19 protein-coding genes are annotated in these 20,881 nt (G+C 73.6%); 6 read left to right on the top strand and 13 right to left on the bottom strand.

The features are described 5' to 3' along the window. Positions 1–208: 208 nt before the first annotated feature. The 8 genes from ABZW30_RS39195 to ABZW30_RS39160 all read right to left on the bottom strand — a co-directional run bounded on the left by ABZW30_RS39195 (position 209) and on the right by ABZW30_RS39160 (position 8,653). Entirely contained in the window at positions 209–742 is a 534-nt protein-coding gene (locus tag ABZW30_RS39195; protein WP_355676070.1) for a hypothetical protein, read from the bottom strand. 159 nt (positions 743–901) lie between these two features. Beyond that, complete coding sequence (gene ctaD / locus ABZW30_RS39190; RefSeq protein ID WP_355676071.1) at positions 902–2,614, bottom strand: cytochrome c oxidase subunit I; 1,713 nt, start codon at positions 2,612–2,614, stop codon at positions 902–904. A 327-nt stretch (positions 2,615–2,941) separates the two neighbouring features. Continuing rightward, a complete protein-coding gene (locus ABZW30_RS39185) occupies positions 2,942–3,814 on the bottom strand; it encodes a virginiamycin B lyase (RefSeq protein WP_355676069.1) in 873 nt (290 codons plus the stop codon). Positions 3,815–3,891: 77 nt separating this feature from the next. Further along, positions 3,892–4,974 carry an AI-2E family transporter gene (locus ABZW30_RS39180; RefSeq protein WP_355676068.1) on the bottom strand — a complete coding sequence of 361 codons (1,083 nt, stop codon included), beginning with the start codon at positions 4,972–4,974 and terminating at the stop codon, positions 3,892–3,894. Positions 4,975–5,054: 80 nt separating this feature from the next. Next, positions 5,055–6,143 (bottom strand): winged helix DNA-binding domain-containing protein, encoded by a 1,089-nt coding sequence (locus tag ABZW30_RS39175; RefSeq protein ID WP_355676067.1) that lies wholly within the window; start codon positions 6,141–6,143, stop codon positions 5,055–5,057. Next, the gene (locus tag ABZW30_RS39170) at positions 6,140–6,916 is read right to left on the bottom strand and encodes a glycerophosphodiester phosphodiesterase (RefSeq protein ID WP_355676066.1); all 777 of its coding nucleotides are present in this window, start codon (positions 6,914–6,916) and stop codon (positions 6,140–6,142) included. The genes ABZW30_RS39175 and ABZW30_RS39170 overlap by 4 nt, the downstream gene beginning before the upstream one ends. 50 nt (positions 6,917–6,966) lie before the next feature. Further along, positions 6,967–7,383, bottom strand: a complete 417-nt coding sequence (locus tag ABZW30_RS39165; protein WP_355676065.1) for a TOBE domain-containing protein — start codon at positions 7,381–7,383, stop codon at positions 6,967–6,969. A gap of 85 nt (positions 7,384–7,468) precedes the next feature. Beyond that, positions 7,469–8,653, bottom strand: coding sequence for an ROK family transcriptional regulator (locus ABZW30_RS39160; protein WP_355676064.1), 1,185 nt, complete (start codon positions 8,651–8,653; stop codon positions 7,469–7,471). Between the two features lie 164 nt (positions 8,654–8,817). Between ABZW30_RS39160 and ABZW30_RS39155 the strand changes: the two genes are divergently transcribed. Further along, a complete protein-coding gene (locus ABZW30_RS39155; protein WP_355676063.1) occupies positions 8,818–10,074 on the top strand; it encodes an MFS transporter in 1,257 nt (418 codons plus the stop codon). Between the two features lie 32 nt (positions 10,075–10,106). Here the strand turns inward: ABZW30_RS39155 and ABZW30_RS39150 are convergent, their stop codons facing one another. The 3 genes from ABZW30_RS39150 to ABZW30_RS39140 all read right to left on the bottom strand — a co-directional run bounded on the left by ABZW30_RS39150 (position 10,107) and on the right by ABZW30_RS39140 (position 12,887). Further along, the gene (locus tag ABZW30_RS39150) at positions 10,107–10,841 is read right to left on the bottom strand and encodes a hypothetical protein (RefSeq protein ID WP_355676062.1); all 735 of its coding nucleotides are present in this window, start codon (positions 10,839–10,841) and stop codon (positions 10,107–10,109) included. A gap of 154 nt (positions 10,842–10,995) precedes the next feature. Next, positions 10,996–11,643 carry a response regulator transcription factor gene (locus ABZW30_RS39145; RefSeq protein ID WP_355676061.1) on the bottom strand — a complete coding sequence of 216 codons (648 nt, stop codon included), beginning with the start codon at positions 11,641–11,643 and terminating at the stop codon, positions 10,996–10,998. Beyond that, on the bottom strand, positions 11,628–12,887 hold the full coding sequence (locus ABZW30_RS39140; protein ID WP_355676060.1) for a sensor histidine kinase: 1,260 nt from the start codon (positions 12,885–12,887) through the stop codon (positions 11,628–11,630). The genes ABZW30_RS39145 and ABZW30_RS39140 overlap by 16 nt, the downstream gene beginning before the upstream one ends. 314 nt (positions 12,888–13,201) lie before the next feature. Here ABZW30_RS39140 and ABZW30_RS39135 point away from each other — a divergent pair, with 314 nt between their 5' ends. From ABZW30_RS39135 to ABZW30_RS39115, 5 genes are all read left to right on the top strand, one after another. Continuing rightward, positions 13,202–13,921, top strand: a complete 720-nt coding sequence (locus ABZW30_RS39135; protein ID WP_355676059.1) for a VTT domain-containing protein — start codon at positions 13,202–13,204, stop codon at positions 13,919–13,921. A gap of 45 nt (positions 13,922–13,966) precedes the next feature. Beyond that, positions 13,967–14,482 carry a DinB family protein gene (locus tag ABZW30_RS39130; RefSeq protein ID WP_355676058.1) on the top strand — a complete coding sequence of 172 codons (516 nt, stop codon included), beginning with the start codon at positions 13,967–13,969 and terminating at the stop codon, positions 14,480–14,482. A gap of 270 nt (positions 14,483–14,752) precedes the next feature. Then, a complete protein-coding gene (locus tag ABZW30_RS39125) occupies positions 14,753–15,145 on the top strand; it encodes a cell division protein SepF (protein WP_355676057.1) in 393 nt (130 codons plus the stop codon). 170 nt (positions 15,146–15,315) lie between these two features. After that, positions 15,316–15,942: a TetR/AcrR family transcriptional regulator gene (locus ABZW30_RS39120; protein ID WP_355676056.1), complete on the top strand. Its 627-nt coding sequence runs from the start codon at positions 15,316–15,318 to the stop codon at positions 15,940–15,942. Beyond that, the gene (locus tag ABZW30_RS39115) at positions 15,939–17,504 is read left to right on the top strand and encodes an MFS transporter (RefSeq protein WP_355676055.1); all 1,566 of its coding nucleotides are present in this window, start codon (positions 15,939–15,941) and stop codon (positions 17,502–17,504) included. Before ABZW30_RS39120 ends, ABZW30_RS39115 begins: the two co-directional genes overlap by 4 nt. Before the next feature lie 84 nt (positions 17,505–17,588). Here ABZW30_RS39115 and ABZW30_RS39110 read toward each other — a convergent pair whose 3' ends face one another. Both ABZW30_RS39110 and ABZW30_RS39105 read right to left on the bottom strand, forming a co-directional pair. Next, positions 17,589–20,054 carry a SpoIIE family protein phosphatase gene (locus tag ABZW30_RS39110; RefSeq protein ID WP_355676054.1) on the bottom strand — a complete coding sequence of 822 codons (2,466 nt, stop codon included), beginning with the start codon at positions 20,052–20,054 and terminating at the stop codon, positions 17,589–17,591. 145 nt (positions 20,055–20,199) lie between these two features. Beyond that, positions 20,200–20,820 (bottom strand): TetR/AcrR family transcriptional regulator, encoded by a 621-nt coding sequence (locus ABZW30_RS39105; protein ID WP_355676053.1) that lies wholly within the window; start codon positions 20,818–20,820, stop codon positions 20,200–20,202. Positions 20,821–20,881 lie beyond the last annotated feature (61 nt).

The following is a 20,881-nucleotide window of genomic DNA, read 5'->3' as shown; positions in this document are numbered from 1 at the left end:
TTCCCCAACCCGCCCCTCTTCCTATCTAACACCCCCCCCCCCCAGCCAGGCGCCCCGCCCACACCGCCCCAATTCGGGGGGGGTCGGTGCACCCAACAGCCGCGGGGGGTACCACACAGACCCCCCGCCGCCATCCTGGTACACCCCGACTCCGTACGCGCCACCCTCCCCGAGGCGTTGCGCGCCCCGGAGGAGGCACGACGCCCCCTCAGCGTCCCTGCCGCCGGACGTTCCCCAGCCCCACCAGCAGGAACGCGAGCGCCACCCCCGCGCCGCTGACCGCCGCGAGCGCCACCCTGGGCACCACCGCGCCCCCGCCGGACAGCAGGATCGCCACCGCCCCCAGCGAGGCGACCGCCGCCCCGACCACCAGCCAGCCGGCCAGCGCCACGGCGGCCGGGCGGCCCGTGTGCGGGGCCGGGCCGACGTCCAGGGCGGCCCAGCGGGCGGCGGTCTCCCGCTGCTCGCCGCGCCGGTCCCACCGGGCCCGCATCCGCAGGGCCGTGCCGCCGGCCAGCCCGGTGAGGGCGACCTGGGCGGCGGGCCGCCAGTCGGACAGGGCGAGCAGCAGCCCGCCCGCCAGTGCCAGCCCCGCCCACCACATCACGCAGGCCGCGGCGGCCGTACGGGTGGAGCGGGGCCGGTCGGCGCCGGCCTGGAGGTCGGCGATGGCGGGCAGGTACCAGACGCAGCCGCTGGCCGTGAGGGCGGCGGTGCCGATGGCGAGAACGGTGTGGGTCACGGGCCGGCCTTCCTAATCGCACGGGGATCGCGCGGAGATCGCGGAGATCACGCGAGGTTCACGGAGATCACGCGAGGTTCACGCAGGGGGGACACGGGGCCGTCCCCGCCCGCCCGGGGGCAGCGACGCGGGCGGGGACGGCGTCCAGGGGGTACGGCGTCAGCCGTCAGCGGAAGACGAAGGAGAGGAGGACGACACCCGCCCCCGCTCCGCCCGCGGCAGCGGCCGGTCGTACTTCACCGGCTCCACGTCGCCCAGGTGCTTGGCCGGCTTCCCGGTGTGCACCAGCACGTCCCGGGCCGCGATGTCCGGGTGGTGCAGGTCGAAGGCCGGGGATTCGGAACGGATCCGCGGCAGCTTGACGAAGTTGTGCCGCGGCGGCGGGCAGGAGGTCGCCCACTCCAGCGAGCGGCCCCAGCCCCACGGGTCGTCCACGGTGACCTTCTCGCCGTACTTGGCGGTCTTCCAGACGTTGTAGAGGAACGGCAGGATCGACAGCCCGAGCAGGAAGGACCCGATGGTGGAGACGGTGTTCAGGGTGGTGAAGCCGTCCGAGGCCAGGTAGTCGGCGTACCGGCGCGGCATGCCCTCGGCGCCCAGCCAGTGCTGCACCAGGAAGGTCGCGTGGAAGCCGACGGTGAGCGTCCAGAAGGTGATCCTGCCGAGCCGCTCGTCCAGCATCTTGCCGGTCATCTTGGGCCACCAGAAGTGGAACCCGGCGAACATCGCGTACACCACCGTGCCGAACAGCGTGTAGTGGAAGTGCGCGACGACGAAGTACGAGTCGGAGACGTGGAAGTCGATCGGCGGCGCCGCGAGCAGCACACCCGTCAGACCGCCGAAGAGGAAGGTGACCAGGAAGCCGACCGTCCACAGCATCGGCGTCTCGAAGCTCAGCGAGCCCTTCCACATCGTGCCGACCCAGTTGAAGAACTTCACCCCGGTCGGGACCGCGATCAGGAAGGTCATGAACGAGAAGAACGGCAGCAACACCTGCCCGGTGACGTACATGTGGTGCGCCCACACGGTCACCGACAGGCCCGCGATGGCCACCGTCGCGGCGATCAGGCCCGCGTAGCCGAACATCGGCTTGCGGCTGAACACCGGGATGACCTCGGAGACGATCCCGAAGAACGGCAGCGCCAGGATGTACACCTCTGGATGCCCGAAGAACCAGAACAGGTGTTGCCAGAGCATCGCCCCGCCGTTGGCCGGGTCGAAGACGTGGGCCCCGAACTTGCGGTCCGCCTCCAGGGCGAACAGCGCGGCGGCCAGCACCGGGAAGACCAGCAGCACCAGCACCGAGGTGAGCAGCACGTTCCAGCAGAAGATGGACATCCGGAACATGGTCAGCCCGGGGGCGCGCATGCAGATGATGGTGGTGATGAAGTTGACCGCGCCGAAGATGCTGCCGAAGCCGGACAGGGCCACACCCATGATCCACATGTCGGAGCCGACGCCCGGGGAGTGGACGGCGTCGGACAGCGGCGCGTAGAGGAACCAGCCGAAGTCGGCGGCACCCTGCGGGGTGAGGAAGCCGGCGGCGGCGATCAGCGAGCCGCCCATGAACAGCCAGTAGGCCAGGGCGTTCAACCGGGGGAAGGCCACGTCCGGGGCGCCGATCTGCAGCGGCATGATCCAGTTCGCGAAGCCGGTGAACAGCGGCATCGCGAACAGCAGCAGCATGATCGAGCCGTGCATGGTGAAGGCCTGGTTGTACTGCTCGTTCGACAGGATCTGGGTGCCGGGACGAGCCAGTTCGGCGCGCATGACCAGGGCCAGGATGCCGCCGATCAGGAAGAACGCGAACGAGGACACCAGGTACATGGTGCCGATCGTCTTGTGGTCGGTGGTGGTCAGCAGATTGACCAGGGCCGAGCCGGGTCGGCGGGACCGAACCCCCCCTTCCGGTACGGGCGTTGGCGGGGTTATGGGGTCGCCCTGTGCCTGGGTGGCGCTCAAGGACGCACTCCTTCGGAACGTCGTGCGAATGATGGCGATCCATGATCCGAACGCACCGCCTCCGCACCCCAGGGCCCTTGGGCCCGTCCGGCCGGGGCCGCTGGGCCCGAGTTCCCGGGCCCCGCCAGGGACCTCCCGACCGGGATCCCGCCAGGGACCTCCCGCCAGGGACCTCCCGCCAGGGAGCCGCCGAGCGCGCCCCAGCGAGCGGCGCGCCCGCCGGCCGGGCACGGCCGCTCAGCCCGCCAACCGGGCGATCTGGCCGCGCTCCAGCGCCGCGTACACCGCGCCGTCCGGGCCGACGGCGATCCCGTGCGGCTCGGCGCCCGGGCCGGGGATCGGGTACCCGTCCCGCCGCCCGTCCGGGGTCAGCACCCCGATCCGGCCGGCGCCCCACTCGGTGAACCAGAGCCGCCCGGCCCCGTCGGCGGCGATCGCGTGCGGCTTGGCGGCCCGGTCGGCCAGCGGGTACTCGGTCACCTTCCCGTCCACCGTGATCCGTCCGAGCAGGCCGCCGCCGATCCCCACGTACCAGAGCGCCCCGTCCGCCCCGGCGGCGATCCCCACCGGCGCGGTGCCCCCGGTGGGCAGCCGATGGACGGTCACCTCACCCTCGACGCCCACCCGGGCGACGGCGTCCGCCTGGTTCAGCGTGCACCACAGCGCCCCGTCCGCCCCGGCGGCGATCATCGACGGGAACGCCCCGGCCACCGGCAGCGGATACTCCGTCACCTCCCCGTCCACGGTGATCCGCCCCACCCCGTTGGCACCCAACTCGGTGAACCACAAAGCCCCGTCGGGCCCGGCGGCGATCCCGTACGGTCCGGCGTCCTCCGTCGGCACCGCGAACGAGCGCACGCCCCCCTCCACCGTGACCCGCCCGATGCGGTTGTCCCGCATCCGGGTGAACCACAACGCCCCATCGGGCCCCACGGTGATCACCGAAGGCCCACACTCCGGCGCCCCCAGCCCGAACCGCTCGACCGAGCCGTCCGCCGACAGCCGCCCGACCTCCCCGGCATGCACCAGCGTGAACCACACACCCCCGTCCGGCCCCACGGCCACCCCGTACGGCCCGGCCCCCGCCTCGGCCACCTCGAACAGTTCCATCCACACCCCCTAATGCACTATTGCGACTGGCGTCGCATTAGTGATGCTCGCACGTCCCCCCTCCAAGGGCAACCCGCTTATTCGCGGCCGGACGCCAGCCCCCGGAGCACCGAGATCACTCCGCTGCCCGCCGCGCAGACCGGGACGGCGAGGAGGGCGCCGATGATGCCCGCGATACCGGCGCCGGCCACCACGGCAACCATGATCGTGGCCGGATGGAGCTCCACCGTGCGGCTCTGGATGACGGGTTGCAGGATGTTGCCCTCGATCATCTGGACCGTCAGCACCACGCCGAGCGCCCACAGCGCCGTTCCCAGGCCCCCGTCGGCGAGGGCGACCAGCACCGCCACCGTGCCGGAGAGGAACGCCCCCACGAAGGGGATGTAGGCTCCCATGAAGACCAGCGCGCCGAGGCCGGGTGCGCCGGGGACGCCCAGCGCGGCGAGGCCGATGGTGATGAAGCCGGCGTCGATCAGGGCGATCAGGGTGGTGCCGCGCATGAAGCCGGCCATCGCCTGGAAGGCACGGTCGGCGCAGGCGACCACGGTTTCGGCGCTGCGGCCGGGCAGGTAGGAGCGGATGGCGTCGCCGGTGCGGTGGCCGTCGCGGAGGAAGAAGAAGACCAGGGCCAGGGCCAGCACCCCGCCGGTGATCAGCTGGGTGAGCAGGCCGAGGCCGGAGAGGACGCCGTTGGTGAGCGTCGAGACCAACGAGTTGGTCTCGCCCTTGGCGTTGGCCAGGGCGTGCTGGATCTTCCCCCCGAGCGGGCCCAGCCAGGCGGCCAGCCGTCTGCCGGCCGTCGGGAGCGAGGCGGCGATCTGCGGGGCGCTGTGCACCAGGGAGTTGACCAGCAGGACGATCACCCCGGCGACCGCCACGACCAGCACGACGCAGGTCAGCCCGGCCGCCAGGCTGCGGCCCACGCCCCGGCGCACCAGCCAGGGCACCGCCGGCTGGAGCAGCGAGGCCCCGAGCAGCGCCAGGATGAACGGCACGGTCGCCGCCCGCAGCTCGACCAGCGCGAAGACCACCAGGGAGCCGACGGTGATCAGCAGGATCACCGCCACCGACCAGGCCGCCGCCTTCCGCACGGCAGGCGGCAGCATCAGATACGGCCTGCGGTGGTCGGGCCGCCCTCCGGGCGGGCGCTCCACGGACACGGCAGCCTCCGCCGGGGATCGTCGTTGAGTCCGAACCGCCCCATCTCAACAGAGAATCTGACGATCTGCCCGTTGTGCGGCTACGCGACCGCCTCGATCCGTACCGCCCCGCTGCCCTCGCCCGCGAAGGCCAGCACCCGCCGCGCCTCGGCCTCCGCCGCCTCCCGGTCGGCCCGCGCCAGCGGCACGAACGGCTGGACCACGACCTCCTGCTCCCCCGTCAGCCGCCACGTCCCGGCGACCAGCCCGTCCACCAGCAGGGTGCCGAGCACGATCCCGTTCTGGCTCATCACCCGCCCCTTGTACTCCTCCGGCAGCACCCGGCTGCGGTCGGCGTGCGAGAGCAGCAGGTTGTCGAAGGGCGCCACCAGCCGCACCGGCGCCGGGACGTCCGGCTCCGGCCGGGGCGCCTCCGGGAGGTCGTACAGCGGCCGGCCCTGCTCGTCGCGGAAGGTCAGCAGCCGCGGCGCGAGCCGCCGCAGCACCGGGCCGAGCCCGGTGAGGCCGCACCACTTCCTCAGGTCGGCGGCGCCGGCCGGGCCGAAGGCCGCGAGGTAGCGCAGCACCAGGTCGTCCGGCGAGGGCGAGGGGTCCATCGGGCGGCCGAGCCAGGCCTCGGCGGTGGTGTGCGCGGCCGGGCCGCTGCGCCCCCACAGGCCGCGCGGCGGCACCTGGACCAACGGCAGCAGACACCGGGCCGCCTGGGCGAGCGCGGCCGGGTCCCGGTCGGGACGGCCTGCGGCCAGCAGCGCGCCGAGCTGCTGGAAGGTGCGCGGTCCCTCCTCCACCAGTGCCCGGGCCTCGGCGGCCAGCGCGGTCAGGTCCAGCCCGGCGAGCCGCTTGCCGTAGGTGGTGCGCAGCGCCTGGTCCAGAACGGGCTGGAGGAGCGGGCGCAGGGTACGGCAGTCCTCGGCGGTGACCAGGTGGATGGTGCCGCGCTGGAGGGCGATCCGCACCACCGCGCGCTGCTCGATGAGCGTGGTGAGCTGCTCCGGGGAGAAGCCGTCCAGCCGGGCGAGCAGCCCGAGGTAGGGCGGCTGGGGTACGGCCTGGGCCTGGAGTCCGCCGAGGTGGTGGACCAGCGCGGCGGGTTCCAGGTCGGTCCGGGCGAGGAGGTGCTGACGGGCCAGCAGGGCCCGGCCGAGCGCCCGGGTGCTGAGCACCGTCACCGGCGGCCGTCCAGCACCGAGCGCAGCAGGGAGATCCGGTTGGTGGTGATGGAGGCGACCCCGGTGTCGCGCAGCCGGCGCATGGTGCGGCGCAGATCGGCCGTCCAGGTGGAGACGGCGAGTCCGGAGTCGGCCGCGGCGTCCACGAACTCGGGGGTGACCAGGCCGAACGGCGGGTTGAGGAAGGTCGGGCGCAGGTCCTTGAGCAGGGCGGGCGCGGGCATCCGGGGTTGCTTCCAGGTGAGCGCGATCGAGGCGTCCGGGGCGAGCTCGCGTACGGCCAGCATGGCGGCGACGGGGCCGCAGAAGGCGACCTGCCGTTCGGCGCCGAGCCCGGTGACGACGGACCAGGTGGCGGCGACCGGGCCGGGCTCGTCCAGGTCGATCAGCAGCCGGGGGCCGTTCGCGGCCGCGACGGCCTTGATCGCCTCGGCGAGGGTGGGGATCGCCAGGTCGCCGTGGCGCAACGCGTCCAACTGCTCGACGGTGACCCGCTCGATGGAGCGCGGGTCGCCCCAGAGCCGCTCCAGGGTGCGGTCGTGCAGCAGCACGGGCACCTTGTCGCGGGTGAGCTGGACGTCCACCTCGACGGCGTCGGCCCCGGCGGCGAGTGCGGACTCGACGGAGGGCAGGGTGTTCTCGCGGTACCGGTACGGGTCGCCGCGGTGGGCGACGGCGAGCACCGGGCGGCGGTCGGCGGGGGCGGGGCGGGTAGCCACCGCCTCGCTCGCCGGCACGGCGGCCTGGGTGGTCGGCAGGTGCGAAGGGGGCATCCGGGCCTCTCGGTCGGAACTCGTCGTCGGTGGGGATCGGTGAGGAGGGGCTAGCGCCGTTCGATCATGACATTGGTCGACTTGATGACCGCCGTGGCCGGTGCGCCGGGGACCAGGTTCAGTTCCTCCGCCGACTCCCGGCTGATCAGCGACACCACCCGGAACGGCCCGGCCTGCACCTCCACCTGGGCGGCCACATCGCCGAGCACCACGTCGGTGACGATCCCGGGGAAGCGGTTGCGGGCCGAGGACGGCCGCCCCTCCGCCTCGGCCATCTCCGGCCGGGCCAGCTCGCGGGCGAAGGCGGCGAGGTCGGCGCCGGGGATGATCCGGTGCCCGTGCTCGTCCCGCACGGCGGCGACCTTCCCGGCGTCCACCCAGCGCCGCATGGTGTCCGCGCTGACGCCGAGCAGCGCCGCGGCCTCGCCGATGCGGTACGGGTTGACCGGCGCCTCGGGCTGGCCCATGTGCGACTCCTGACGGTGGTTCGAGGTACGGAGGTACGCGCCCCCGCCGCCATCCTGCCGTACCGGGGACACCGAGGGGAAACTCCTACGACTCGCCGAACAGGTCCCGTCTGACCGCGTCCCCCGCGGTGAGGACGGCCCCGGCGAGCACCGCGCCGCCGCCCGCCGTGCCGGCCAGCACCTCGGTGCGCAGCGGGGAGAATCCGGCGAGCCGCCGTTCTACCCGTCCGGCCAGCTCGGCGCCGCCGGCCCGGCCGATCTCGCCGCCGAGCACCACGCAGCCGGGGTCGAGCACCACGCAGACGCTCGCCGCGCCGAGCGCGATCCGCTCGGCCAGCTCGTCCAGGAACGGTTCGCCCTTGACCTCGGCGGCGAGCGCGGCGCGCACGGCGGCCTCGGCGGCGCCGGCGTCCCCGGCCGGGTCGGCGGGCAGCCCGTGGGCGCGGGCGAGTTCGCAGATCGCGGCGCTGCCGACCAGGCCGTGGAAGCCGCCCTCACAGCTGTCGGCGCTGGGCAGGCCGGCGGTGCCGGGGACGGGCAGGAAGCAGATCTCGCCGCTGCCGCCGGAGAAGCCGCGGCGCAGCCGCCCGTCCAGGATGACGGCGGCGCCGACGCTGTGGCCGAGCCACATCAGCACGAAGGTGTTGCGCTCCCGGGCGGCGCCGACCCGGTACTCGGCCCGGCCGGCCAGGTTGACCTCGTTCTCCAGGATCACCTCGGTGCCGGGCAACTCCCGCAGTGCGGCGAGGAGTTCGGCGTGCCAGCGGGGGAGCTTGCCGGTGCTGTGCAGGCGACCGGTAGCGGGGTCGACCAGGCCGGGGGCGCCGACCGCGACGGTGTGCAGCCACTCGACGCCGGCGCCGCGCGCGCTCTCCAGCAGGGTGGCGACGATCGCCCCGGCGGTGTCGGGCGTGCCGTTGCCCTCGACCGGGACCTCGGCGGTGGCGAGGGTGCGCCCGGCCAGGTCGGCGACGACCAGGCTGACGCCGCCGGAGCGGACGTCGAAGGCGGCGATGTGGGCCCGGGAGGCGACCAGCGCGTAGACCCGGGCGTTGGGGCCGCGCCGCTGCTCGCCGCGTTCGCCGACGACGGCGACCAGGCCGGTGCGCTGGAGGCGGTCGAGCAGGTCGGCGACGGTCGGCCGGGACAGGCCGGTGAGGTCGCGCAGCTCGGTCGCGGTCAGGGGGCCCTGTTCGAGTAGGAGGTTGAGCGCCAACCGGTCGTTGATGGCCCGGGCGGTGCTCGGCGTGGCCGTACGCGCGGTGGTCATGGCAGCTCATCCTTCCAGAGTGTTTCTATCAGGGTCCCTTCCTGATAATTTATCGAACCATCCGCCGGACGGCCGCATCCGCCACGCGGACCGATCGGCCTGCACGTAGACCACCCACAGGGCACCGTCGCGCCCCACCACGCGCGACCGGGAGGGAATGCCGCATGACCGCCAGGACACTCGAACCACTCGCCGCCCCGCGCCGGGCCCGGACGAGCATCGCGCTGGTCTTCGCCGTGCACGGCGCCGTCGGCGGCACCTTCGTCACCCGCATCCCGTGGATCCAGCACCGGCTGGACCTCTCCCCCGGCCAGCTCGGCCTGGCACTCGTCATGCCCGCCGTCGGCTCCTCCCTCGCGATGCCGCTGGCCGGGCGCTTCGTCCACCGCTACGGCGGCCGGGCGGCGGTGCGCGGGCTGATCTCGCTCTGGTGCCTGGCCCTGACCCTGCCCGCGCTCGCCCCCTCGCTGCCGACACTGTGCGCGGTGCTGCTGGCGTACGGCGCCACGGCGGGCACGGCGGACGTCGCGATGAACGCGCAGGGCGTGGAGGTCGAGCAGCGGCTCGGGCGCTCGATCATGTCCGGGCTGCACGGGATGTGGAGCGCGGGCGGCCTGCTGGCCTCCGGCTTCGGCATCCTGGCCGCCCACCTCGACCTCGACGCCCGGCTCCAGCTGGCCGTCACCGCACTGGTCCTGCTCGCCCTCGCCCAGCCGGTCTGCCGGGGCCTGCCCGACCTGCGGGCGCCCGAGGAGGCGCAGGCGCCGCCGCACTTCGCGCTGCCGCCGCGCAGCTCGCTGGTGATCGGGCTGGTCGGCTTCTGCGCGGTGTTCGGCGAGGGCGCCTCGATGGACTGGAGCGGCGTCTACCTGCGCGACATCACCGGCGCCTCCGCCACCGTCGCCGCCGCCTCGTACACCGCCTTCTCGCTCACCATGGCGGTCAGCCGGCTCGCCGGGGACGCGGTGATCCGCCGGCTCGGCGCCGTCCGCACCACCCGGCTGGGCGGGGCGATCGCCACCGTCGGAGGGGTGCTGGTGGTGGCCGCCCACCACCCGGCGGTGGCCATCCCGGGCTTCGCGCTGATCGGCGTCGGCGTCGCGGTGATCGTCCCGCTCGCCTTCGCGGCCGCCGGCCGGATCGGCGGCAACCCCAGCCAGGCCATCGCGGGCGTCGCCACCGTCACCTACACCTCCGGCCTGATCGCCCCCGCCGTGATCGGCGCCCTCGCCCAGGCCACCTCGCTGACCGTCTCCTTCGGGCTGGTCACCCTGCTCGCCTTCGCCCTGCTGCTGAGCGCCGGGGCGCTGCGCCGGGCCGAACCGAGTCCCGCCGCCGAGAATGTGATCCCGACGTCACCGGAAAGGGCTTCCGGAAAGGATCCCTCCGCACCGCCGTCGAGGCCTTCGACGCGGCGCTGACCGCGGCCGGCCGCGACCGACGAGGGCTGAGCTCAGACTCCGCCGCCGCCATTGCGGTCGTCGGCCGCGCGCAGGCCCAGATCCACGATCTGCCACTCGGCCGAAGCGCGATGCGATACACGCAGCGCGTGCTCCTCCGACAGACCGTGATACCCGCGCAGGGCGACCTGGCCCTGGACGTCCTGCCAGCGGTCGTCGGCGCTGGCGAGGCGGAGCAGCCGGTCGCCGTGCGCCGTCTGGTGCCGCCCGCTGGGCGCGAAGGTCCGGTTGAAGACCACCACCGTGCCCCCGATCAGCAGCGCGAACGCCCCCAGCGGGAACAGGACGTTCTGGCGCTCCACCGCCACCCAGACGACGCTGACCACCGCGAGCGGCACGGTCACCCACGCGGAGCCGTCCCCCCACCGCACCGCCCGGTCGAGCCGGTGGCGCATTTCCTCGTCCCGGACCAGCCCGCGCGCCGCGAGCCGCCGCTGAACGGCCTTCAGCTCCGGCTGCCGCTTCAACTCCTCCGTCACGGTGAGCAGATCGCGACCCGGCCGGGCCTCGATCGCCGCCACCACGGCCCCGTGGAAGCCTTCCCCGTCGGCCCCTGCGGTGGCCCTCAGGACACCGGTCGCGCTGGCGCTCACGGCTCCGCGCTCGCACTCCCGGAACAGCACCAGATGGGCCAAGTGATCTGCCACAGCCGCCAGTTCGAGCACGTCGAGCTCAGGCTCGACCACTTCGGCGATGCTTCGCTCGACCCGGTACAGCCGCGCCCGCACGGACCGGCACCACAGGGCCGTTCCGACCAGGTACGCCGCCGAGGCGAGGAAGAACCCCAGGAACGCCCACACGATGCCACTCCCTCCTCCGCAAGGTCACCCCAGTCTGGGGACGATCACGCCGATCGGCAACTCCCGCGCGAAGAGCGGCGGTTCACGGCTGGTTCAGATAGGTGAGCACCGCCCGGACCCGGCGGTTGGTGTCGTCGTCATCGGCGATGCCGAGCTTGCCGAACATCGAGGTGGTGTACTTGCTGATCGCGCTGTCGCTGAGGAACAGCCGGCGGGCGATGGCCTGGTTGGACAGCCCCTCGGCCATCAGGCCCAGCACCTCGTACTCGCGCGCGGTGAGCTGGCTCAGCCCCCGCTCCGGCGGGCTCGCGGACAGCAGCTTCGCGATGACGGCCGGGTCCATCGCCGTCCCACCGGCCGCGACCCGCTCCAGCGAGCCGATGAACTGGTCGGCGTCGAACACGCTCTCCTTCAGCAGGTAGCCGACCCCGCCGGAGCCGTCCGCCAGCAACTCCCGCGCGTACAGCTGCTCCACGTGCTGGGAGAGGATCAGGACCGGCAGCCCGGGCAGCTCCTTGCGCGCGGCCAGCGCCGCCCGCAGGCCCTCGTCGGACTGGGTCGGCGGCATCCGGACGTCGACCACGGACGCGTCCGGACGGTGGGTCCGCAGCGCCGCCAGCGTCTCGGGCCCGGTGGAGGCGGTGGCCACCACCTCGTGCCCGCACGCCTCGATCAGATGGACCATCCCCTCGCGCAGCAGGTAGAGGTCTTCGGCTACAAGGATTCGCATGGCACCGTCATCCTGACGTGGGTCGGTCCGCCGGGCGGACTGGTGATCTCCAAAGAACCGTCGAAGGCGTCCAGGCGGCGGCGCAGGCCCGCGAGCCCGCCGCCGGGCCGTTCCCGGACGCCGCCCGAGCCGTCGTCCTCGACCTCGACGACGAGTCCGAGCTCGTCCTGACGGAAGGTCACGCCCGCCCGGGTCGCCCGGCCGTGCTTGACGGCGTTGGTCAGCAGCTCGGCGACCCCGAAGTAGACGGCGGACTCGATCGGCGCGTCCACCCGCACCGGAGCCTCGGCCTCGACGGTCACCTTCAGGCGCAGGTCCAGGGCGAGCGCGCGCACCGCGTCCACCAACCCACGTTCGGTCAGCACCGGCGGGCTGATCCCCTGGATCAGCTCCCGCAGTTCGACCAGCGAGGCCTTCGCCCCGGCCTGGGCGTCCCGCATCAGCGCCTTGGCCCGCTCCGGGTCGCGTTCCACCAGCCGCTGCGCGGTGGCCAGCGAGAGCCCGAGCGCGACCAGGCGGGCCTGCGCCCCGTCGTGCAGGTCCCGCTCGATCCGGCGGATCTCGGCGGCCTGGGCGACCGTCGCGTCCGCGCGCTGGGCGGTCAGCTCCTCCACCCGCTCCGCCAGCGCCATCGCCGAGGAGGGCCGCAGGAAGCGGACGGCCACCGGGGTCACCACCCGCCAGGCGTACGGGGCGCAACCGACGGCCAGCAGCACGCCGAGCGCCCCGACCAGCCGGGCCGCCGTCTCCGGCCGACCGAGCCCGACCACGGCCGCGCCCGCCCCGGCCGGCGGCAGCGCGGCGACCGGGCCCGCGGTGAACGGCGCGATCGCGACGAACCGCAGGTCCCGCAGGTTGGCGGGGTCGCGCCAGCGGATCCGCCAGTGCTGGTCCATCACGGCGTCGCGGCGGGTCTTCTCGTAGGTGAAGCCGTTCCACCAGAACCCGGTGGACATCCGGATCACCGGCGGGGCCTGCCGGTATCCGGCGTCGAGAACGGCGCCGCCCCACCGGGCGACCAGGGCGCGCACCGCCCGGCACACCGGTCGGCACAGCGCGAGCGTGCCCGCGCACACCACCACCAGCGGCAGCAGCCAGGACCACGGGTTGGTCGGCCCCCAGTAGATCCCCAGCGCCACCGCGCCCGCCCACACGGCCGGGACCAGCAGGGTCACGGCCGCGACGACGCACGCCCGTGAGAACCCCACCGCGACCCCCGCCGCCCACGCCCCCAGTCGCCTCATGGCCCTTCCTCGCCTTCCGTCGGTGCTCTCCACTCTGCACCGCGCGGAGCCCGCATCAGCCCTGCTCGGGCGGGGAGTGTGGCCGGCCCCACCCAACCGTGCGTCCAGCCGGACACCGGCACCCTCGACGCGACCGCATCAAGATCCCCGACGGACATCATGCCGATCGTGATCATCGACGTCGACCGATTCCCCGAGAACCGTCCGTTCCTGCCCGCCCCTGCGCGTACCGGCACGCCCCCGCCCGCCCCCGCCCGCACGACCGGACCGGACCGGCGGACCGGGCCGCTCCGGGGACCGGTTAGGCTCGGGCCGTGCCCGAACCCCTGACGACGTCCCCCCTGCCGAGCGCCGCCGAGAGCACCGCCGAGCGACCGGCCAGGTCGCCCTGGTGGCGGTTCGGCCTGCTGGTGCTGGTGCTGGGGGCGTGCGCCGGGTCACTGCTGCTGTGGAGCCCGACGGACCTGCTCTCCGGCGGGCTGGCGGACCGGATGCCCGGGTACTGGTTCGCGCCGCTGTTCACCCTCGTCTACGCGGTCGGCACGCTCGCCTTCGTCCCACGCCCCGCGCTGAACGCCGTCGCCGGTCTGCTGCTGGGCATCCAACAGGGCGTACTGCTCGCCGTGCTCGGCACCACCCTGGGCGCGGCCATGGCCTTCGCGCTGGGCCGGGGCCTCGGCCGGGAGGCGCTGAAGCCGTACCTGCGCGGCAAGGTGCTCGGCGCCCTCGACCAGCGCTTCACCGAGCAGGGCTTCCGCAGTGTGCTGGTGCTGCGGCTGCTCCCCGGCCTGCCCTTCCAGGCCGGCAACTACGGCGCCGCCTTCTCCGGGGTGCGCTTCCTCCCCTTCCTCCTCGCCACCGCGATCGGCGTGGTACCGACCACGGCCGTCTACGTGACGGCCGCCGCCAGCGCGGACCAGCCGGGCTCGGCGGCCTTCCTGGTCTCCGCCGGGGTGATCGCCCTGCTGGTGCTCGGCAGCCTGGTCGGTCTGTGGCGCGCGGCCGCCGCCCGCCGCCGAGTGCAGGCCGGCTGACAAATCGGTCGCGCGGCCGAGCCGCCCGGGGCCACGATGGCCGGCATGACCGAACTCGACCCGCGGGTGGACCCGCCGATGGCCGCCGACGAGGCCGCCATGCTCACCGCCTGGCTCGACTACCACCGCAGCACGCTCGCCCTCAAGTGCGAGGGTCTGACCGACGACCAGCTGCGGCTGCGCTCCGTCCCGCCGTCCACGCTCTCCCTGCTCGGCCTGGTCCGGCACATGGCCGAGGTGGAGCGGCACTGGTTCCAGGGCATCCTGCTCGGCGAGGCGGTCGCCACCGGCCACTACTGGACCGAGCAGGACCCGGACGGCGACTTCGACCACGTCGACACCGCCGATGTCGCCGCCGACTTCGCCACCTGGCGCGCCGAGATCGAGGCCGCCCGCCGCGCCTCGGCCGGTCTGCCGCTGGACACCGTCGGCAAGCGGCTGCGCCGCGGCGAGAAAGTGACGCTCCGCTGGATCCTCGTCCACCTGATCGAGGAGTACGCGCGGCACAACGGCCACGCGGATTTGTTGCGCGAACTGGTGGACGGCGCAACTGGCGAGTGAAATCGTTTCCGCATTGTTGACAGAAGGTCAATTGAGCACGGACCGCTACCGATATGGTCTACGCGCGCAACCGTACGGAGCTGCGCCGCGTCGATTTCTTTGCCCGGGTCCGCCCGGGTTTCCGGCGCGGCACGACTCGAACGGGGGTCGCGAGCGGGCACGGGACCGGTGAACAGTGCGATACTCGGACAGTTCCGACGAGTGGATGACGTGTCAAGAAGGACACGCGTCTCCGGGGGACCAGGACGGGACGAGGCAGGGAGGCGCTGCATGGGAGCACTTCGCGACGAGCACCACAACGGGTGGCTGATGCCCTCGGGGAACTACCCGGCCGCGGTGTACGACGACGAGTGGGTCGATGAGGAGACGGTGCCCGCCGTCCCCGCGCCCGCGAAGATCGTCTCCCTGCGGCCGACGGGCTTCGAGGCGGCCCGCACGGTCGGTGAGCACATCCGGGCGAGCATCCCGGTGGTCATGGACCTCACCGAGATGGAGGAGGCGGAGGCCAAGCGCATGGTCGACTTCGCCTCCGGTCTGATCTTCGGCACCCGGGGCGGCATCGAGCGGATCGCCCGCCGGGTCTTCCTGCTCACCCCGGCCGACGTCGAGGTCATGGTGATCGACCGCCCGCTCGACGAGACCGGCTTCTACAACCAGAGCTGAGCCACACGACCAGAGCTGAACCGGCCGCACGGCCACCAGCGCCCCGACCGGGGACGGCACACCCGCCGTCCCCGGTTTTTTGCTGCCCGGACACGGAGCGCCAGCGGATCACCTGAGACCTAGGAAGTAATTTTGAGACATCTGTGTCTCACTTCGTCTAGACTCGATCCATGGCCACCGACCGCGACACCGTCCTCGAAGCCGCCGTCGGCGTGCTCTCCCGCCGACCCACCGCCCACATGGACGAGATCGCCCGCGCGGCCGGCATCAGCCGCGCCACCCTGCACCGGCTGTTCCCGGGGCGCGAGGCGCTGATCCGCGACGTCGGCCGGCTCGGCCTGGAGCGCTTCGCCGCCGCCCTGGACACCGCCGCGATCGAGGACGGCGACACCGAGGCGGCGCTGCGCCGGCTGGTGGACGCCTCCGTCCCGGACGCCATGCTCTGCGCCTTCCTGGCCGGCGAGAACCAGCTCTACGACCACGACGACATCAACGACCTCTGGGAGGTCCAGATCGCCCGGCTGCACGCGCTCTTCCTGCGCGGGCAGCAGCAGGGCGTCTTCCGGATCGAGCTGAGTGCCGCCTGGCTGAGCGAGGCCTTCTTCGACCTGGTGGCCGGGATCGGCTGGGCCATCCAGGACGGTCGGCTCGCCCCGCGCGAGGCCGCCTTCTCGCTCGCCGAGCTCTTCCTCGGCGGCGCGCTGCGCCGCCCGAGCACCCCTGCCCCCACGGCTCCCATCCCCGTTGGCCCGACCCACAGCACCTCGGACCGGAAACCGGAAACCGATACCCCATGAGCAGGAACGCTCCGCACATCTCGACCACCCGTCAGCGCTGGACCGGCCTCGCCGTCCTGGTGCTGGCCGTCACCGTGGTCGCCCTGGACGCGACCGTGCTGTCCCTCGCCATCCCCTCCATCAGCGAGACGCTGCGCCCCAGCGGCACCCAGCTGCTCTGGATCGGCGACTCCTACTCCTTCGTCCTGGCCGGCCTGCTGGTCAGCATGGGCGCGCTGAGCGACCGCATCGGCCGCAAGAAGCTGCTGCTGTCCGGCGCCACCGCCTTCGGCGCCGCCTCGCTGCTGGCCGCCTACGCGCCGAGTCCGGGCTGGCTGATCCTGGCCCGCGCGCTGCTCGGCGTCGCCGGGGCGACGATCATGCCCTCCACCCTGTCGCTGATCCGCAGCCTGTTCCCGGACGACCGGGAACGGGCCACCGCGATCGGCGTCTGGGGCGCGGCCGCCACCGCCGGTGCCGCGCTCGGGCCGGTGGTCGGCGGCGCGCTGCTGGAGCACTTCTGGTGGGGTTCGGTGTTCCTGCTGAACATCCCGGTACTGCTCCTGCTGCTGGTCTTCGGCGCCTGGCTGCTGCCGGAGTCCAGGAACCCGGAGCCGGGCCGCTGGGACGTGCTGAGCGTGGCGCTGTCGATGACCGGCGTGATCGGCGTGGTGTACGCGGTCAAGGAGGGTGCGGCCCACGGCCTCGCCCGCTGGGACGTCCCGGTCACCTTCGTGCTGGGCGCCGCCGCGCTCACCGCGTTCGTCCGCCGCCAGCTGTGGCTGGAGACCCCGCTGCTGGACGTCCGGCTGTTCCGCGACCGGCGGTTCACCGCGCCCGTCACGGCCTCGCTGATCTCCCTGGTGGGCCTGAGCGGCGTGATCTTCGTGGTCTCCCAGTACCTCCAGCTGGTCCGCGGCTACGAACCGCTCCAGGCGGGCCTGGCGGAGCTGCCGGCCTTCGCCGGCTCGGTGGTCGGCGGTCTGCTGACCGCCCGGGCCGCCCGGCGCTTCGGCGCCCGCAAGGCGCTGACGGTCAGTCTGCTCGCCATGGGCCTCGCCGCGGGCACGCTGGGCTGGTTCCAGCAGGACACCACCTACCTGCTGCTGGCCGTCTCCTTCCTGGTGACCGGGACCGCCGAGGGCGTGGTCTACACGCTCGGCGCCGACCTGGTGCTGAGCGCCGCGCCCGCCGACAAGGCCGGCGCCGCCTCGGCGGTCTCCGAGACGGCGTACGAGCTGGGCACCGCGCTCGGCATCGCGCTGGTCGGCTCGGTGGTCGGCTCGATCTACGCGAACGGGCTGTCCGTCCCGGCCGGGGCCTCCGCGGAGACCGCCGCCCGGGCCGGCGAGTCGCTGGGCTCGGCGGTGGAGGCGGCGCACGGGCTGCCGGCGGAGGTGGCCCGGCCGCTGCTGGCGAGCGCCGAGGACGCCTTCGTGCACGGCATGAACAGCGCCGGGCTGGTCGCCGGGGTGCTGCTGGTCGGTGCGGCCGGGCTGGCCTGGCGACTGCTGCGCGGGCCGTCCGCCCCGACGGCGGCCGAGCCGGTCGAGGTCACCGAGCCGCAGAAGGTCGACGCCTAGCAACACCGACAAGAACGGCCGTTCCCACTCGGAACGGCCGTTCTCGCATGCGGAACACCCGTTCCTCGGGATCCCGGGGAAGTCCTACGCCACCCCGAAGGGCAGTTCCAGCTCGGCCCAGACCACCTTGCCGTCCCGGGTGAGCCGACTGCCCCACCGCTGGGCCATCTCGCTGACCAGGAACATTCCGCGCCCGCCCTCGTCCTGCTCGGCGAAGGGGCGCAGCTGGGGGGTCTGGCCGCCGGCGTCGGAGACCTCGATGGTGAGCACCCGGTCGCGGAACAGCCGCAGTCGGCGCGGTGCCTCGGCGTGCAGCAGGGCGTTCGTGACCAGCTCGCTGACCAGCAGTTCGGCGTAGTCGGAGACCGCGGTCAGGCCCCAGCCGTCCAGGGTGACGCGGGTGAAGCGGCGGGCCTTGCCGGGCAGCTTGCCGCCGCCGGCGAGCGGGAGGGTGGCGATCCGGTCGGCGGCCACCGGCAGCGCCCGCGCCATGATCATCGCGATGTCGTCCTCGGTGCCGTCGGTGACCAGCGCGCCGAGCACGGCGTCGCAGCTCTCCTCCAGCGTCCGGCCGCTCTCGGAGAGGGTCCGGGCGAGCAGGTCGATGCCGTCGTCCAGGTCCTGGCCGCGCCGCTCGACCAGGCCGTCGGTGTAGAGGGCGAGCATGCCGCCCTCGGGGAGGGTGAACCCGATCGACTCGAAGGCGACCCCGCCGACACCCAGCGGTACGCCGGGCGGCACCTCGATCCTGCGGGCGGTGCCGTCGGTGCCGACCCACACCGGCGGCAGGTGCCCGGCCGAGGCGACCTGGACGGTGCGCTCCAGCGGGTCGTAGACCGCGCAGATGCAGGTGGCGAACTGGCCCTCGCCGATGCCCGAGGCGGTCTCGTCCAGTCGGGTCAGGACCTGCTCGGGCGGCATGTCCAGGGTGGCCAGGGTGCGGGCGACGGTACGCAGCTGGCCCATCGTGGCGGCGGCCCGGATGCCGTGGCCCATCACGTCGCCGACCACCAGGGCGACCCGGCCGCAGGACAGCGGCACCACGTCGAACCAGTCGCCGCCGACCTCGCTGACCACGCTGCTGGGCAGGTAGCGGTAGGCGATCTCCAGGCCGAGGGTGCGGTGGATCTCCTGCGGCAGCAGGCTGCGCTGCAGGGTGAGCGCGGTCTCCCGCTCGCGGCGGTAGAGCCGGGCGTTGTCGAGCGCCAGCGCGGTGCGGGCGACCAGTTCCTCGGCGAGCGCGACGTCGGCGTCGGTGAACGGCTCGGGGTTGCGCATCCGGATGAACTCGGAGCCGCCGAGCACCATGCCCCGGGCGGTGATCGGCACCATCAGGTACGAGTGGATGCCGGCCGCCATCCCGGGGGCGACCCGGTCCTCGCTGGACACCAGTCCGCGCAGCACCTCCTCGTCCACGTGGGCGCGCAGCAGCGGCCGCCCGATGCGCAGGCACTGGGTGTAGCTGCGGTCGGGGGCGTACTCGGAGGTCTCACCGACGACGTCGACGGCGTGCGCGAGGCCGGTCTCGTAGGACTCGCCGACCGCGACCGCGCGCAGCGTGACCGGCCGGTCGGTGGGGATCTGGGTGGGCTCGGCGCCGCGCAGCACCGGCTCCAGCAGGTCGACGGTGGCGAAGTCCGCGAACCGGGGGACGACGGCCTCGATCAGCTCCTCGGCGGTGCGCTGCAGGTCGAGGGTGGTGCCGATCCGGGCGGTGGCCTCGGCGATGGTGGCGAGGCGTTCCTGGGCGCGGGCGGCGCGGGCCTCGGCCTGGAAGCGCTCGGTGACGTCGATGATCGACGAGGCGACGCCGAAGACCCGACCGGTGGAGTCCTCCAGCCGGAAGTAGGAGGCGGACCAGGCCTGGTCCCGCTTGGGGTCGCCGGGGACACGGCCGTGCGAGCGGGCGTCGACGACGGGTTTGCCGCTCTTGAGGACCTGTCTCATGGTCTGCTCGATCTCGACGGTGTTGATGCCGGGCAGGACGGCGGATATCCGGCGGCCGAGGTGGGCGGCGACCGGGACGCCGTTCATCCGGGCGAGCGCCTCGTTGATCCGGATGAAGCGCAGCTGGGTGTCGTAGACGGCCATGCCGATCGGTGAGCGGCCGAAGATGCCGTCCAGCACCGCGAGGTCGGCCTCGACCTCGTGCAGGGCGCGGGTGTCGGAGGCGGTGGCGAGCAGCAGCAGGGTGCCGTTGGGGCCGGCTATCGGATAGGTGCGGAACTCCAGCTCGACCCGGTGGCCGTCGCGGTGGCGGACCGGGAAGACGAAGGAGGTGCCGGCGCCGGACATGATCCGCTGGAACAGGCCGAGGATCTCGGGGCGGTCGGCTTCGTCGGTGAGCAGCTGGGCGGCGTAGCTGCCGACGGCCTCCTCGGCGGTGTGGCCGAGCAGGGCCTCGGCGTCCTCGCTCCAGTGCAGGATCAGGCCGTCGCTCTGCAGCAGGGCCGTAGCGAGCGGGACCAGGCGGTGGCCCTCCGGGCGCGCGGAGGCGCCACCACGTGCGAGGCCGGCGGCGTCGGTCGCGTCCCACTCGTGTCCGTGCATTCAGGCAGCACCCCGGTTCGGCTCATGCCCGGCCGGGTGGGCCTCGCGGTTCGTGCCGGCCGGGTTTCTTCTCCAGACTGCACGGACATCGGCCGCCCGGCGACCCCTTGGTCAGGGGCTTCCGGCCGCTCCGGTTGTTCGGGCGTCATGGGTGTTCCGGGCGCAGCGTACTCTCCAGAAGGCCCGCCCACTGCCGGATCACTCCGGAACGTCGAACACTGTCGTCGGTCAGCAGGTTGGCCAGGCCCAGTCCGCGGGCGAGGTCGAGGGTGGCCTGCACCGATTCGCGCACGCCCGGGCGGGTCTCGTCGGCGTCGAGGAACTCCGTGGCGGCCCGGTGGGCCTCCCGGCCGACCCGCCCCTCCAGGGCGACGATCCGCTCGCGCAGGGCCTCCTCGGTGGCGGCGGCGGTCCACAGGTGCAGGGCGGCACGGAAGGCCGGGCCGGTGTAGAGGCGGACGATCATGTCGACCACGGCCCGGGTGCGGTCGGAGCCGGCGGCCGGCAGTTCGTCCGCGTGGGCGCGGACGGCTGCCAGCCGCTCGGCGGTGACGTACTCGACGGCCGCGGTGAAGAGGTCCTCGCGGGTCGGGAAGTGGTGCTGGGCGGCACCCCGGGAGACGCCGGCGCGCTCGGCGACCACGGTGACGGTGGAGCCCTGCCAGCCGAGCTCGGCCAGGCAGTCCACGGCGGCCGCGAGCAGCCGGGCCCGGGTCGCGCGGCTGCGGTCCTGCTGGGGGGTGCGGGCGACGGGGTGGCTGGTCATGGCGGGTGGCGGTTCCTGTTCCGGTCGGGGCGCGGCGGGTCGATCCTCACAGACGGGCCGC

Origin of the sequence: Kitasatospora sp. NPDC004669 (assembly GCF_040609455.1) — a bacterium.
Taxonomy (GTDB): Bacteria; Actinomycetota; Actinomycetes; order Streptomycetales; family Streptomycetaceae; genus Kitasatospora.
The sequence above is the reverse complement of the archived record's forward strand: the minus strand, read 5'-3'. Positions and strand labels throughout refer to the sequence as shown.

Coding starts and splice junctions, on each gene's coding strand:
- ABZW30_RS39185 (WP_355676069.1), bottom strand. CDS start 3,814: ATGGAACTGTTCGAGGTGGCCGAGGCGGGGGCCGGGCCGTACGGGGTG.
- ABZW30_RS39170 (WP_355676066.1), bottom strand. CDS start 6,916: ATGCCCCCTTCGCACCTGCCGACCACCCAGGCCGCCGTGCCGGCGAGC.
- ABZW30_RS39165 (WP_355676065.1), bottom strand. CDS start 7,383: ATGGGCCAGCCCGAGGCGCCGGTCAACCCGTACCGCATCGGCGAGGCC.
- ABZW30_RS39160 (WP_355676064.1), bottom strand. CDS start 8,653: ATGACCACCGCGCGTACGGCCACGCCGAGCACCGCCCGGGCCATCAAC.
- ABZW30_RS39155 (WP_355676063.1), top strand. CDS start 8,818: ATGACCGCCAGGACACTCGAACCACTCGCCGCCCCGCGCCGGGCCCGG.
- ABZW30_RS39145 (WP_355676061.1), bottom strand. CDS start 11,643: ATGCGAATCCTTGTAGCCGAAGACCTCTACCTGCTGCGCGAGGGGATG.
- ABZW30_RS39140 (WP_355676060.1), bottom strand. CDS start 12,887: ATGAGGCGACTGGGGGCGTGGGCGGCGGGGGTCGCGGTGGGGTTCTCA.
- ABZW30_RS39130 (WP_355676058.1), top strand. CDS start 13,967: ATGACCGAACTCGACCCGCGGGTGGACCCGCCGATGGCCGCCGACGAG.
- ABZW30_RS39125 (WP_355676057.1), top strand. CDS start 14,753: ATGGGAGCACTTCGCGACGAGCACCACAACGGGTGGCTGATGCCCTCG.
- ABZW30_RS39120 (WP_355676056.1), top strand. CDS start 15,316: ATGGCCACCGACCGCGACACCGTCCTCGAAGCCGCCGTCGGCGTGCTC.
- ABZW30_RS39115 (WP_355676055.1), top strand. CDS start 15,939: ATGAGCAGGAACGCTCCGCACATCTCGACCACCCGTCAGCGCTGGACC.
- ABZW30_RS39110 (WP_355676054.1), bottom strand. CDS start 20,054: ATGCACGGACACGAGTGGGACGCGACCGACGCCGCCGGCCTCGCACGT.
- ABZW30_RS39105 (WP_355676053.1), bottom strand. CDS start 20,820: ATGACCAGCCACCCCGTCGCCCGCACCCCCCAGCAGGACCGCAGCCGC.